The sequence below is a fragment of the Nonomuraea fastidiosa genome (assembly GCF_042751225.1).
GTDB classification, from domain to species: Bacteria; Actinomycetota; Actinomycetes; order Streptosporangiales; family Streptosporangiaceae; genus Nonomuraea; species Nonomuraea fastidiosa.
On sequence record NZ_CP170570.1, the window covers coordinates 8,378,265 to 8,391,494 of the forward strand.

Below are 13,230 nucleotides of genomic sequence, written 5' to 3' on the forward strand. Positions count from 1 at the left end.
CGCACCTCCTCCGTGGCGCCGCGCGGGTCGTCTCACTCGTGGCGTCATGTCAGGACATCGGAGAGCGGGCGGCGCGGCATGTCCCTGACGTCGTCGAAGGTGACGCCGAGCCTCATGATCATCTGCGGGTGCTCCCCCGACAGCAGCTCCCGCCGCAGGAAGTCCCGCAGCGGGTCCATCTCCAGCGCCTGGGTGTGGAAGGCGGCGCTCACGCCGTACGCGGAGGCGTGCAGCAGGACGTGCTGCAGCGCCTGGCCCGCGGCGATCCAGTCGGCGCGGCCGTCGCCCCGGGTGGTGAGCACGGCCACCACGCCCGTCTCCGTCTCGGCGGGCGCGCCCTCCGTGCCCCAGCCGTGCCGCCAGGCGTAGTGGCGCTGCGGGAAGTCGGGCTCGGTACGGGCGGGTTCGCGCGGGTAGGCGGTGGCGGGCACACCGTCGGCGCGGTTGCTGCCCGGCGGGCGCGCCCAGGCGATGACCTCCAGGTCGAAGCGCCGATCCCGCCGCTGCACGCCCTGGGCCGCCTGGGTGAGCCCGGCGATGACGCGGATCGCCTCCGGATCGCGTACGGGCGTCAGCCGCGCGCCCTCCTCCGTGGCGCTCCTGGCCAGCGCGTCGATCAGCCGGTCGGGCACCGGCATGGCGGCGAAGCCGGCCCGGTGGGTGCGGCGCCGCTCGATCTCCCCGCAGAGCATCCGCGTGGACTCGTCCGCCTCGATCTCCTCGCCCAGCGCGATCGTGGCCAGCAGGGCTGGACGGTCGGGGTCGGGCAGGATCCGTACGACGGGTTCGTAGCCCTCGCAGCGCAGCACCGTGCGGATCGTGAACAGCGCGGCGCCACAGCTGATCAGCAGCTCCCTGCCGGAGGCGTCCTCGGCGGTCAGCCGCCTCGCGGTGTCGGCGCGCAGCGCGATCTCCTCGCCGGAGACGGCGAACGTCCAGGGCTGGGTGTTGTGCACGGACGGCGCCCAGCGGCCGGCGTCCACCGCGGCCTCCAGTGCCTGCTTCGGCGATCGGGTTCTCATGGCTGCCTCCAAGGTCGATGGCCTGCCGCTACAGCAGCGGGGGCAGGGCCATGAGGTCGTCGTCGTCGAAGCTGACCTCGCAGACCACGTCCACCACGCCTTCGACGCCGCGTACGGCCTCGGCGACCGCGATGACCTGCGACCTGCGCCGCACCCGGCCGCCGAGCCGCACCACGCCCCCGTCGATCCGGACCGTGAACGTGCCGTCCTCCGCCAGCACGGCCCGCACGTCCCGCTCCAGTTCCACGGCCGGGCGGGTGAAGACGCGCAGCACGTCGCGCTGGTGCAGGGTGCCGACGATGCGCCCGGTCTCCGGATCGACGACCGGGAGCTGCTTGACCTGTTTGGCGTGCATGAGCCGGGCCGCGTCCCGCACCCTGGTCTCGGGGGTGACGGTGATCGGCGGTGCGGTCATCAGCTCGCCCGCCGTCACGCCTGCGGCCTTGTCGTACTCGCGGCGCTGCGTACGCGACTCGAACATCGACACGCCATGCCGCACCGGGTCGATCTCCTTGAGCATCAGATCGGTCTCCGACACCACGCCGATCGGGCGCCTGTTCTCGTCGATCACGGTGACCGCGCCGACCGCGTAACGCCGCATCGCGGCCACGATCTCCGCGAACGCCGCATCGGGCAGCACGGCGATGGCCACCCGGCCCATGACGTCCTTGACCAGGATCGACATGACGTCCACCTCGCTTCCACGTCCTACGTTCCCTCGTCCTCGCCTGCCCCGTGAGCGGCGAACGACCCCGATCGGAGGGACGAAGGTCCCGCACCCCGCCCGGCTCCTAGCGGCGCCTGCCGGGCAGCAGGGGTTCGAGGCGGAACATCCCGGTGATGATCTCGCCGGGCTCCTCGACGTCACGGATGCGCCCGGCGACGGCCGACAGCACGTCGCGCGCCGTCACCAGGCCGATCAGCCCGTCTTCCGACAGCACCGGCACCGCGTCGCAGCAGGTGTCGACCATGAGGGCGGCGATCCTGGTCAGCGGCGTGTCGGGGCGCACCCGGGGCAGCGGCACGCGTTGCAGCAGCGAACGTACGGGGCGGGTGGACTGCTTGTCCGGCTCGCACGTCCAGGAGGAGGCGAGCCGCTCGCGGGTCAGGATGCCCAGCACGTGACCGTCCTCCACGACGGGCAGGTGGTGCACGCCGGCGCGGCGCATCAGTTCCCAGGCCATCAGCGGCGACTCGTCGGGCGCGACGACCACCAGGATCCGGCTCATGGCGTGCGCGGCGGTCATCGACTCGACGTTCACGGCCCCTCCTCAGCGCGGCGCACCACCGCGACGGCGCGGCGCGCGTGGTGGAGCACGCCCCTGCTGACCGAGCCGAGCAGCAGCGAGCCGATCGGTCCCCTGCCGTGGGTGCCGACGACCACCAGGTCGAAGTCGGCGCCGGTGAGGGCGTCCACGGGGTGCGCGCACGGGATGTCCGTCACCGTCCGCACCTCGGGGTGCTCGGCCTGCCAGCGCGCGGTGCGGGAGCGGACCATCTGCTGCACGGAGTCGCGGATCGTGTCGGCCTCGTACGAGATCTCGGGCGCGAAGGCGTGCACCGGGACCTGCCAGGCGTGGATCAGGTGAAGGGTCGCGCCGCGCAGGGCGGCCTGCTCGAAGGCGTACGCGATCGCCGGTTCGCTGTGCTCGGAGTCGTCGACGCCGACGGCGATCTCGCCCGACGGCTCGCCGGGCTCGGTGCGCACCACCACCACCGTGCACGGGGCGTGCACCGCCAGCCGCGTGCTCACCGAGCCGAGCATGGCCCTGGCGAAGCCGCCGAGCCCCCGGTCGCCGATGACGAGCTGATCCGCCTCGCGCGCCTGGTCGAGCAGGACGGCGGCGGGCACGCCTTCGATGACCTTCGTGGTGATCCGCACCTCGGGCTGCCGGGCGCGCGCGGCCGTCTCCGCCTGCTTGACCACCTTCTCCGCCGCGCGCATCAGGATGTCCTCGGGCTCGATGGGGACGGCCACCCCGGCGATGGCGTACGGCCCGCGGTCGAGCACGTGCACGATGCGAAGCTCGGCGCCCGTGCGCCTGGCGTCGTCAGCGGCCCACTCCACCGCCGCGGTGGCGGGTGCCGAGCCGTCGGTGCCTGCGATGACGAGTCCCCCATGGACACCCTCTGACCAGCGGCCATCCCGGCAAACCCGGCGCGGTGCAAGCATGGCGGGGCCGAGCCTTTACCGTCCCGTGAGGCTCGCGACCGCGTACCTGGGCAGCCGTTTCTCAGCCGGGCACGCGTGAGGAGGAGTGGAGTGAGCCGACCGATCGTAGTGGGCGTGGACGGCTCCACGCCGTCCCACGCGGCCGTGGAATGGGCGGCCGCCGACGCCCGGCGCAGACGCCTGCCGCTGCGCCTGGTGCACGTGTGCGAGCAGCGGCGGGGCAGCGCCGAGGGCCTGAAGTACTGTGAGGGCACGCTGGAGGCCGCCGCCGACCGGGCGCGCGCGGCGGGCGCGCAAGAGGTGGTCAGCGAGCTGCTCGAAGGCAACGTGGTGGAGGCGCTGCTCGGCCAGGCGGTGACCGGCGACTGCGTCGTGCTGGGCAGCCGGGGCGTCGGCGGGTTCGCGGGGCTGGCGCTCGGCTCGGTCGGCCTCGCCGTCGCCGGGCACGCCGAAGGGCCTGTCGTCGTCGTACGCGCGGGCGCGGAGACGGCCGGGCACGGCAAGATCGTGGTCGGTGACGACGGCTCCGACACCGCGCGCGAGGCCCTGCGCTACGCCGTCGAGCAGGCCCGCGCCCGCGACGCGACCTTGCTGGTCGTGTACGCCTGGTCGCAGCCGATGCTGGCCACCTACGGGCCGCAGTTCACCGACCTGTTCACCGACACTTTCGACGAGGACCGCGATGCCGCGCAAGAACGCCTGGACATCTGGGCGAGCGAGTACCCCGACGTGCGGTTCGAAGGGTCGCAGGTGCGGGCGCACCCGGTCGCCGCGCTCGCCGACGCCTCCGCCTCGGCCGAACTCGTCGTGGTCGGCTCGCGAGGACGGGGCGGCTTCGCCGCCGCCGTACTGGGCTCGGTGAGCCACGGCCTGCTGCACCACGCGGTGTGCCCGGTCGCGGTGGTACGTCCGCGTACGGCGTGAGGGCGTCGTGCGGGGACGCCGCGGCGCTTCGGCACGAGCGCTCGGCGCGGCGCTTCGGCGCGAGCGCTCGACGCGGCACTCGACGTGGCGCTCGACGTGGTGGGAAGGCGGGGTGCGGTCAGGCCGACGGGCTCGGGCCGTTGACCACGGCCACCGGGCAGTGCGCCCGGTGCAGGACGCTGTGCACGACCGAGCCGAGCCGCCCCGGCGGCAGCCCGGTCAGTCCCACCGCGCCCACGACCACGAGATCGGCCGCGCGCGATGCCGCCGACAGGGCCGCTATCGGATGCTCGAAGCTCAGCGACACCGACAGCTCCACGCCGGGATGCGTGTCCCGCCACTCCCCCAGCCGCCGGGCGATCTCATCGCCGTCGTCCACCGTCATCAGCGGGCCGAACCCGGCGGGATGCGGAGCGGCGGGCGGGCAGCGCAGGCCGTGCAGCGCGAGCAGGCGGGTCCGGCGGGCGACGGCCTGCTTGGCGGCGTACTCCAGGGCCCGCTCCGCCGCCGGTGAGCCGTCGAAGCCCACGACGACGTCGCCGCCCGGCGCGCGCGGCATCCGCCTGACCACGACCACAGGGCACGCCGCGTGCCCGGCCAGGCCGATCCCGACCGAGCCCAGCACCAGGCCGGCGAACCCGCCCAGTCCCCTGCTGCCCACCACCACGGTGTCGGCCGACTCCGACTCGGTCACGAGCCGTTCCGTCACCGCCCCCGTGATCAGCGCCGTCGAGATCGGCGTCTCCTGCGCCATGTCGCGGGCGCGCGCGGCGGCGTCGGCGAGCATGCTCTCGCACCGTGCGGTCATGGTGTCGGTCTCGACGGAGGCGTCCATCGGGTGTTCGGCGCACCAGGGTTCGCGTACGTGGACGATCCGCAGGCCCAGCCCCCGGCGGGCGGCGTCCTCGGCCGCCCAGCGGAGCGCCGACCACGCCGTACGCGAGCCGTCGAAGCCGACGACGGTCGATGCGGGCATCTTGCGCCTCCTCCCCCGAGGCGGTGCGTGCGCGGCATCCCGCACGCCCGCGTCCTCCGCGTCAGCGTCCCTCCGCGTCAGCGTCCTGTACGCCGGGCGCCGACGCCGACGCGTTCCACCGCCGGCTGGGCGGCCCGGCCTTGCGGGCGTGCCGGTCGCAGTTACGCACGGCCTTATCTGCCCATTTCCCCAGGTGGCGGGCAACTATCCGCTTCCGGCGGCGTACCGGCGCGTCAGTGGCCGTCCTTGAGTGCGCGCAGGATGGCGGCCAGGCCGTACTCGAAGGCGCGCTCCACGTCGCCGCCCATCCGGAACAGGCCGTTCAGCTCCATGTCGATGAAGCCGGTGGCCCAGGCCGTGACCGTACGCGCGGCCTCCAGGGCGTGCTCCTCCCCCGCCAGCCGCCCGGACGCCTCCAGCACCGGTGTGATCAGGCGGACGAGCGCGTCGCGCGGCGCCTCCGGCGCGAACATCAACCGGAACCCCTCCGGACGGGCGTGGGCGAAGCGCCGGTAGGAGCGCACCAGCTCCTCCAGCGATCCGTCGGTCGCCTCGCCCTGGGCGACCAGGTCGTTGATGGTGGCCTCGGCGACGGCCCGCAGCAGGTCCGCGCGGTTGCCGACGCGCTTGTACAGGGATGGGGCCCGCACTCCCACCCGCTCGGCCACGCTCTGCATCGTCAGTCCCTGGCGGCCGACCTCCTCCAGCAGCTCGCGTCCGGCAGCGACGATCTTGCTCAGGGAGGTCTTCTCGGGAGTGGGCACCCGTAACAACCCTTCTGATAGCTATTTACGTTAGCCATGATGGCTAATTACCTTAGCTATCAAGGTAGCCCGTTCGGGGCTCGGAAGAGAAGGCCCACATGCGACTCGCACCCCATCTGCACCGGCTCGGCAACGACATCGTGGCGTGCTACCTCATCGACACGCCCGAGGGCATCACGCTGATCGACGCTGGCCTGCCCGGCCACTGGCAGGACCTGCAGCAGGAGCTCCACGCCATCGGCAAGACCGTGGCCGACATCCGCGGGCTCATCCTGACGCACGGCGACTCCGACCACATCGGCTTCGCCGAACGCCTGCGCAGCACCCACGGCGTGCCGGTGTTCGTGCACTCCGGCGACGCCGTACGGGTCCGTACGGGCGAGAAGCCCAAGGTCTCCACGCCGCCCATGCGGATCGGCCCGACGATCCAGTTCTTCGCGTACGGCCTGCGCAAGAACGGCCTGCGCCCGAAGTACGTCCGCGAGGTCATCGAGGTCAACGACGGTGACGTCCTCGACCTGCCCGGCAGCCCGAAGATCATCGCTCTGCCGGGGCACTCGCCGGGGAGCGTGGCGATCCACGTGGAGATCGCCGACGCGGTCTTCGTCGGTGATGCCCTCACCACGCGGCACGTCCTCACCGGCCGCGTCGGCCCCCAGCCCGCGCCCTTCACCGACGACCCGGCCATGGCGCTGTCCTCACTCGAACGGCTCGCCGGCCTGAAGGCGTCCTGGGTCCTGCCCGGCCACGGCGCCCCCTGGCAGGTCTCCCCGGACGAGGTGGCCGAAACCATCAAGAAGGCCGCCGCAGCCCGGTGACAACCGACGCAACCTGCAGACGACTCGGCCCGAGCCGCCAACGCCCGGCTCGTGCTGACGACGACTCGACGGCTCGGGCGGAACACGGCAACGCCTCCGGCGGACGGCGGCCTGGACTCGAAGGTGTGACGGCTCGCGCGGTCTGAGGGTGGCAGCGGGAGGGCGGCCCGAGGCGGGTCTCCGTCCTCGGGCCGCCCCGCTCAGCCGGCGATCACCGGGGCGCTGTCCTCCGCAGGCGGCGCCTCCGCCTTCGGCTTCTCGCGGCGAGACGTGAGGAGGCCGGCCAGGTGGGCGGCGATGGCGGCGATCGTGGGTTGCTGCCAGAGCAGGGTCGCGGGGAGGCGGCAGCCGAAGCGGCGTTCCAAGCGGCGGCGGACCATGACGGTCATCACCGAGTCCAGGCCCTGCTCGACGAGGGGACGACGGATCGCGAGAGCGTCGGGGGTGAGCCGCATGACGGCGGCGATCTCCGCGCGGACCTCGGGCAGCACGCGTTCGCGCAGCGCCTCGGGCGGCAGTCCGGCGAACGACTCGGCGGGGCCGCCCAGGTCGTCGTCGGCGGGGGCGGGGGCGTCGATCACCGGGTAGCGCAGGCCCGTGAGGTGGCCGAGCACGCGGCCGTCCACGTCGGCGATCAGCGCCCGTACGGTGTCGCCGGCCGCCGGATCCATCGCCGCCTCGATGATCACCGCGGCGGGCGGGGTGCCGGTCAGCACGACCTCGTCGATGCGTACGACCATGCGCAGCACCGGGTCGCCGGGGAACACACAGGGCGCGACCGACATGGCCGCATCCAGCGCCGGTGCCCAGCTCCCCGGCCCCTCCGCGTTCCTGCCTCTCCCTGCGACGGTGCGGACCGTGGCGCGGAGGATGCCGTCGCCGCCCAGCAATGTGTCGATGGTCCAGTCGAAGCCCGTCGAGGGCACGCCGACCGAGGCGAGGCGCTGGTGTACGTAGCCGGGGTCGAGGGGGCGCAGGGCGCCGGGGTCCGGGAGGACATCGGGTTTGGCGGGGCGGGCGGGGGCGACCTGGGCGCCTGCGTGGACCAGCCAGGCGGGTTCCGGCTCGCCGGGGGCGGCGGGGGTGCGGGCGGCGAGACGGACGGCCGGGGGGTCGTGCACGACCTGGATCTCCCGGCGTTCGGCGGTCATCAGCGGATGGAGCATCTCGACGCCGGTCAGCGTGACGTCCTCCTCCGGCGACCGGGCGGCCGCCCGCAGGAACGTGTTGACCAGGACGGCGGCCGGCACGATCTCGACGCCGTTGAGCGCGTGGCTGCCCGGGTAGGGCCGGTCGGCGTCCTGGAGGCTGGTCCGCCACACGCGGGTGCCGCTCCCGGCGATGCTGGTCGCGGCCCCGAGCAGGGTGAAGGAGGCGGGGTCGTGGCCGGGCCGGTCGTTGAAGGTGGAGGGGTCGCGCCAGTGGCGGCGACGCTGCCAGGCGTACGGGGGCAGGGTGACGAGCCCGCCGGACGGGTGGAGCCGCCGCCAGTCCACCTCGACGCCGTGGCAGTGGGCGGTGCCGACCGCGACGTGGAAGGCCGGCAGCTCGGGCTGGTTGCGGCGCAGGGTGGTGCCGACGAAGACGTCCTCGTACCCGTGTTCGGACAGCGTCTCGGTGACGGAGTGCGCGACGACGGGGTGCGGCGAGATCTCCAGGAACACGCGGTGTCCGTCCTCGGCGGCGGCCGTCGTGGCGGCGGCGAGGCGTACGGGGTCGCGCAGGTTGGCCGCCCAGTACGCACCGTCCAGCACGGGCGTGGACCGGGGATCGGGCAGCGTGGTCGTGTACATGGGGATGCGCGGCGCGCCGAAGGCGAGGCCGGCGGTGGCGGCGGCCAGCTCGGCGGCGAGCGGCTCCATGTGCGGGCTGTGGAAGGCGACGTCGGAGGCCACCCGCCGGACCACGATGCCCTCGGCGGGCCACTCCTCCAGCACGGCCTCGACGGCGGGCAGATCGCCGGAGAGCACGGTGGATCCGGGCGCGGACGCGATGGCCGCCACCAGGTCGGTACGCCCCGCGAGCCGTTCCGACGCCTCCTCGAACGACAGCCCGACCATGACCATGCCGCCTTTGCCCTCGGCCCGGCGCAGCAGCCGGGAGCGGCGGCAGATGAGGCGGGCCCCGTCGGCGACGCTCAGGGCTCCGGCGGTCACCGCGGCGGCGATCTCGCCGACGGAGTGCCCGATGACGGCGACGGGAGCGACGCCGCAGGCGTTCCAGAGCCGGGCGAGGCCGAGCTGCATGACGAAGATCATCGTCTGGACGCGGTCGATGGAGCCGAGGTCGCCTTCGGACAGGACCTGGCGGGGCGAGAACCCGATCTCCTCGGCGAAGATCGGCTCGACCTCGTCGACCAGGGCGGCGAACTCCGGCACGGCGAGCAGCTCGCGTCCCATGCCGCGCCATTGGCAGCCCTGCCCGGAGAACACCCAGACCGGCCCCGGCCCGAGGTCGGGCAGCACATCGCCGGTGATGACGGTCTCGGCGGGCACGTCGTCAGCGAGCCTGCGCAGGGCGGCGGCGAGCTCGTCCCGGCCACCGGCCGCCACGACGGCCCGGCGGGCCAGGTGGGTACGGCGCAGCGCCAGCGTGTGTCCCAGCGACGCCAGGTCGAGCCCGCCGTCCACGTGGTCGGCGAGCCTGCCCGCGTACTGGCGCAGAGCCTGCCAGGATGCCGCCGACAGCGGGTAGAGCCGCTCCCCCGTCTGCTCTTCCACCGGCCGCTCGGGAACGACGGGGGCCTGTTCGAGCACGATGTGGGCGACCGTGCCGCCGTACCCGAAGCTGGAGACGCCGGCCCTGCGCGGGTGGTCGCGGCGCGGCCAGGCGGTGGGCTCGGTCACCACGCGCAGACCCGAGCCGTCCCACGGGATGGCCGGGTTGAGGGTGGTCAGCACGGTCGGCGGGATCTCGCCGCGGTCGAGCGCGAGCACGGCCTTGATGACGCCGGCGATGCCTGCGGCCCCTTCGAGGTGGCCGATGTTGGACTTGACCGAGCCGATGAGGCAGGGGTCGCCGGGCGGGCGGCCCGCGCCGTAGACGGCGGACAGTGCGGCGGCCTCCAGCGGGTCGCCGAGCCGGGTGCCGGTGCCGTGCGCCTCGACGTAGTCGATGGTGGACGGCTCGACGCCCGCCTGGCGGCAGGCGCGCAGCATCACGTGTTCCTGGGCCTCGCCGCAGGGCGCCATGATGCCGTTGGTGTGGCCGTCCTGGTTGACGGCGCTGCCGATGACGAGCGCGAGCACGCGATCGCCGTCGCGCCGGGCGTCGGCCAGCCGCTTGAGCACGACCACGCCGCAGCCCTCGCCGCGTCCGTAGCCGTCGGCTGCGGCGTCGAACGACTTCGAACGCCCGTCGGGCGCCAGCGCCCCCGCGGTGCCGAGCGTGAGGGTCTGGCCCGGCGTGGCCAGCAGGTTGACGCCGCCGGCCAGGGCGACGTCGCTCTCGCCGAGCCGCAGGCTCTGCGCGGCGAGGTGGAGCGCGACCAGCGACGCCGAGCAGGCGGTGTCGATCGCCATGCTGGGGCCGCGCAGGTCGAGGGAGTAGGAGACGCGGTTGGCGACGGCGCAGGTGGCGGCGCCGATCCCGGTCCACGCCTCGATCTGGGGCAGGTCTTCGAGCAGCCGCCCGCCGTAGTCGGCGGTGCACACGCCGATGAACACGCCGGCGTCGGTGCCGGCCAGGGTGTGCGGCGGCAGTCCCGCGTGTTCCAGCGCCTCCCATGCGGTCTCCATGACCAGGCGCTGCTGCGGGTCCATCAGCTCGGCCTCGCGGGGCGACAGGCCGAAGAACTCGGCGTCGAAGCCTTCGATGTCGCGGAGGAAGCTGCCGTAGCGTACGGCGTCGCGCAGCGCGGCGGCGTCTTCGGGGCTGCGCCGCTCGTACGGGCGCCAGCGGCCGTCGGGCAGCGGCCCGGTGGTGTTCCGGCCGGCGCGCAGCAGGTCCCAGAACTCATCCGGTGCCTGCACGTCTCCTGGCAGGCGGCAGCCGATGCCGATCACCGCCACTGGTTCCTGCCGGGCTGCGCGGGGGCTGTCGGCCATGCGCGTCGGTTTCCCTTCGATGTGTCGCGATGTTCAGGCCCACTGAGGGGTGTCGATGATCTCGATGACGGCGCCGGAGACGGTCACGCCCGGCCCGGTGCCGAGCATGAGCAGGTGGTCGCCGGGGCCGAGCCGCCCGGTCAGCAGCAGGTGGTCGAGTGACAGGACCTGGTCGGCGGCGCCGCAGTGGCCGATGGTGCGGCCGTAATCCCAGGTGGAGCGGGACATGGGCAGGTCGAGCAGGGCCATGCAGCGCTGCTCGACGATCTCTTTGGAGTAGTTCATGAACGCCACGCGGGTGAGGTCGGCGGGCGTGATGCCGCTTTCCGCGAGCAGCCGTTCGACGACCTCCTCCAGCGCCCGCTGGATGGAGAAGAGCGCGGCGGTGGCCTCGCCGGTGGGCATGATCTGCTGCCGGAACTGCTCGTTGCGTGCGGTGAAGCTCATCTTCCTGCCGACGGTGACGCCGGGCGGGAAGAGCGGCTCGCTGCCTCGGTGCAGCTCTTCGGCCTCGGTGACGGTCGTGGTGCAGATCGACGCGAGGCGCGCGAAACCTGGCTCCCTGCTGAGCACGAGCGCGGCGGCGGCGTCGCCGCCGATGTAGCCGGGGCCCATGCGCCAGCGGTCCATGAGCGGGGTGCCGTAGTTGTCGGCGGCGACCAGCAGGGCGGCGGGCCGGCCCGGCCGGCTTTGAGGTGTCCTGCCGCGAGCTCCATGGCGATGAACATGCCGTTGCAGCCCTGCCGGATCTCGGTGGCCAGGGCGTCGCCGCCGACGAGGTGGCGCTGCAGGTAGGAGTGCGGGGGCCAGCCGTCGGGGCCCTGATGCCAGGTGGAGGCGTACAGCAGGAGGCCGAGGTCGCCCGGCGCGCGGCCGCTGCGCTTGAGGGCGCTGCGCGCGGCGTGCAGGGCCATCTCGGGGGCGGGCAGGTCGCCGGCCACGGCCGCTCCGGCGAGCTGGTGCAGGTCGGCCTCCTCGGCCGGGTACCAGCCCTTGGCGACGGCCTTCTCGACGCTGACGACGGTGCGCGGGACGAAGGCTCCCACGCCGGCGATGTAGGTGTCGGCGTACCGCATGAACGCTCCCCCGCTAGACGGCTTCGAGCTCGGCGACCATCGCGACGATGGTGGCGACGTCGCGGAAGTTCTCGGGGTCGAGCTTGGCGGCGGGCACGGCGATGCCGAGGTCCTTGCGGAGGTAGGTGAGCAGCCGCGCGGTGCGCAGCGAGTCGAGCAGCCCGGAGGACAGCAGCGGGGTGTGCGCGTCGATGGTGAGGTCGTCGCCGTCCTGGACGAGGTTGTCCTGGACGAACGCGACCAGCTTCCCGGTGAGGTCGTCGGTCATGCGCGTGCTCCTTGCGTGACGGGGCTGGGTGACAGGACGCGGAAGGCCGCCGCGGCGACGGACGTGCCGGAGCCGAACCCGACCGCGAGCAGGTGGTCGCCGGGCTTCAGCGCACCGGTCGCGAGCAGGTGCTCGAAGGCGATGAACTGGTCGGCGGCGCCGCAGTGGCCGACGCGCCGCCCGTACTCCCAGGTCGTCTGGTCCTCCTCGATGCCCAGCCAGGCCATCTGCCCGTCGAGGTCCTCGCGCCTGCCGTGCGGGAACGCCACCCGCGTGATGTCGCCGAGCGTGATGCCGGCCTCGTCGAGGGTCTGCTCGACCTGCTGCATCATCGTCTTCTGGATGGTCAGGTGGATGCCGGTGCCCTGCTTCTTGAGCAGCTGCTGCCGGAACTCCTCATGCCGGTCGGAGAAGCTGAGCCCGCGCCCGACGGTGGCGTCCGGCGGGAACAGCGGGTACGCGCCGGCGTTGACCGCGTCGGCCTCGGGGATCACGGCGACGTTGACCGACAGCAGTTCCGCCATGCCGTAGTCCTTGCCGAGCACGAGCGCGGCCGCGGCGTCGCCGATGAGCGCGCCCGGCGTCATCCGCCAGCGGTCCACCAGCGGGGTGCCGTGGTTGTCGGCGGAGACGACCATGGCGGTCTCGCGCGCGTCGTCGGCCCGCAGGTAGCTGGCCGCCAGCTCCAGCGAGCTGATCATGCCGACGCAGCCCGCCCTGATCTCGAACGCGGGCACGCCGCCGCCGAGCAGGTGCTGCTGGAGGTAGTGCTGGGGCTGCCAGCCGTTGGGGCCCTGGTGCCAGACCGACGCGTAGAGCAGCAGATCGAGCTCGCGCGGCGCGGACTCGCCCCAGCGGTCGTAGGCGTCGAGCACGGCGAGCCGCGCCATCTCGGGTGCGGGCATGTCACCGGCGACGGCCGCGCCGAGCTGGCGGAACCGCTCCGCCTCCTCCGCCGGGTACCAGCCCTCGCGTACCGCGTGCTCGACGCTCACGCTCTCCGGCACGTGGACGCCGATGCTTCTGACGTAGATGTTCGAGATGCGCACACGTCCCCTTCATTCATCGACGATCCCGGACGGCGGCCTTCTGAGAAGGGGAAGGCGACCGCTGTGAAATGGCGCGGGGCCCGGGGATTTCAAGGGCCCGTCCGGCGGGTGGGA

At 73.4% G+C, this 13,230-nt stretch carries 13 protein-coding genes; 2 read left to right on the forward strand and 11 right to left on the reverse strand.

Annotated features, from left to right (window positions below):
- Positions 1 to 44: 44 nt before the first annotated feature.
- From ACFMQL_RS38655 to ACFMQL_RS38670, 4 genes are all read right to left on the reverse strand, one after another.
- Positions 45 to 1,022, reverse strand: coding sequence for an Acg family FMN-binding oxidoreductase (locus ACFMQL_RS38655; RefSeq protein WP_378789747.1), 978 nt, complete (start codon positions 1,020 to 1,022; stop codon positions 45 to 47).
- A gap of 28 nt (positions 1,023 to 1,050) precedes the next feature.
- Positions 1,051 to 1,707 (reverse strand): CBS domain-containing protein, encoded by a 657-nt coding sequence (locus ACFMQL_RS38660; protein ID WP_378789749.1) that lies wholly within the window; start codon positions 1,705 to 1,707, stop codon positions 1,051 to 1,053.
- 106 nt (positions 1,708 to 1,813) lie between these two features.
- On the reverse strand, positions 1,814 to 2,284 hold the full coding sequence (locus tag ACFMQL_RS38665) for a CBS domain-containing protein (RefSeq protein WP_364067822.1): 471 nt from the start codon (positions 2,282 to 2,284) through the stop codon (positions 1,814 to 1,816).
- The gene (locus ACFMQL_RS38670) at positions 2,281 to 3,195 is read right to left on the reverse strand and encodes a universal stress protein (RefSeq protein WP_378789751.1); all 915 of its coding nucleotides are present in this window, start codon (positions 3,193 to 3,195) and stop codon (positions 2,281 to 2,283) included. Before ACFMQL_RS38670 ends, ACFMQL_RS38665 begins: the two co-directional genes overlap by 4 nt.
- A gap of 90 nt (positions 3,196 to 3,285) precedes the next feature.
- On the opposite strand from ACFMQL_RS38670, the gene ACFMQL_RS38675 reads away from it, so the two are divergent.
- On the forward strand, positions 3,286 to 4,119 hold the full coding sequence (locus tag ACFMQL_RS38675) for a universal stress protein (RefSeq protein ID WP_364067825.1): 834 nt from the start codon (positions 3,286 to 3,288) through the stop codon (positions 4,117 to 4,119).
- 118 nt (positions 4,120 to 4,237) lie between these two features.
- On the opposite strand, the gene ACFMQL_RS38680 is transcribed toward ACFMQL_RS38675, so the two are convergent.
- Both ACFMQL_RS38680 and ACFMQL_RS38685 read right to left on the reverse strand, forming a co-directional pair.
- On the reverse strand, positions 4,238 to 5,095 hold the full coding sequence (locus ACFMQL_RS38680) for a universal stress protein (RefSeq protein ID WP_364067827.1): 858 nt from the start codon (positions 5,093 to 5,095) through the stop codon (positions 4,238 to 4,240).
- A 233-nt stretch (positions 5,096 to 5,328) separates the two neighbouring features.
- Positions 5,329 to 5,859: a TetR/AcrR family transcriptional regulator gene (locus tag ACFMQL_RS38685; protein ID WP_378789753.1), complete on the reverse strand. Its 531-nt coding sequence runs from the start codon at positions 5,857 to 5,859 to the stop codon at positions 5,329 to 5,331.
- A gap of 98 nt (positions 5,860 to 5,957) precedes the next feature.
- On the opposite strand from ACFMQL_RS38685, the gene ACFMQL_RS38690 reads away from it, so the two are divergent.
- Positions 5,958 to 6,677 carry an MBL fold metallo-hydrolase gene (locus ACFMQL_RS38690; RefSeq protein WP_378789755.1) on the forward strand — a complete coding sequence of 240 codons (720 nt, stop codon included), beginning with the start codon at positions 5,958 to 5,960 and terminating at the stop codon, positions 6,675 to 6,677.
- A 200-nt stretch (positions 6,678 to 6,877) separates the two neighbouring features.
- On the opposite strand, the gene ACFMQL_RS38695 is transcribed toward ACFMQL_RS38690, so the two are convergent.
- The 5 genes from ACFMQL_RS38695 to ACFMQL_RS38715 are packed head-to-tail and all read right to left on the reverse strand — an operon-like array spanning position 6,878 to position 13,116.
- Positions 6,878 to 10,723: a type I polyketide synthase gene (locus ACFMQL_RS38695; protein ID WP_378789756.1), complete on the reverse strand. Its 3,846-nt coding sequence runs from the start codon at positions 10,721 to 10,723 to the stop codon at positions 6,878 to 6,880.
- A 33-nt stretch (positions 10,724 to 10,756) separates the two neighbouring features.
- Complete coding sequence (locus ACFMQL_RS38700) at positions 10,757 to 11,170, reverse strand: 3-oxoacyl-[acyl-carrier-protein] synthase III C-terminal domain-containing protein (protein WP_378789758.1); 414 nt, start codon at positions 11,168 to 11,170, stop codon at positions 10,757 to 10,759.
- Entirely contained in the window at positions 11,167 to 11,799 is a 633-nt protein-coding gene (locus tag ACFMQL_RS38705; RefSeq protein ID WP_378789760.1) for a ketoacyl-ACP synthase III family protein, read from the reverse strand. The genes ACFMQL_RS38700 and ACFMQL_RS38705 overlap by 4 nt, the downstream gene beginning before the upstream one ends.
- 13 nt (positions 11,800 to 11,812) lie before the next feature.
- Positions 11,813 to 12,067 (reverse strand): phosphopantetheine-binding protein, encoded by a 255-nt coding sequence (locus ACFMQL_RS38710; RefSeq protein WP_364067837.1) that lies wholly within the window; start codon positions 12,065 to 12,067, stop codon positions 11,813 to 11,815.
- Positions 12,064 to 13,116 (reverse strand): ketoacyl-ACP synthase III family protein, encoded by a 1,053-nt coding sequence (locus ACFMQL_RS38715; protein ID WP_364067839.1) that lies wholly within the window; start codon positions 13,114 to 13,116, stop codon positions 12,064 to 12,066. The genes ACFMQL_RS38710 and ACFMQL_RS38715 overlap by 4 nt, the downstream gene beginning before the upstream one ends.
- Positions 13,117 to 13,230 lie beyond the last annotated feature (114 nt).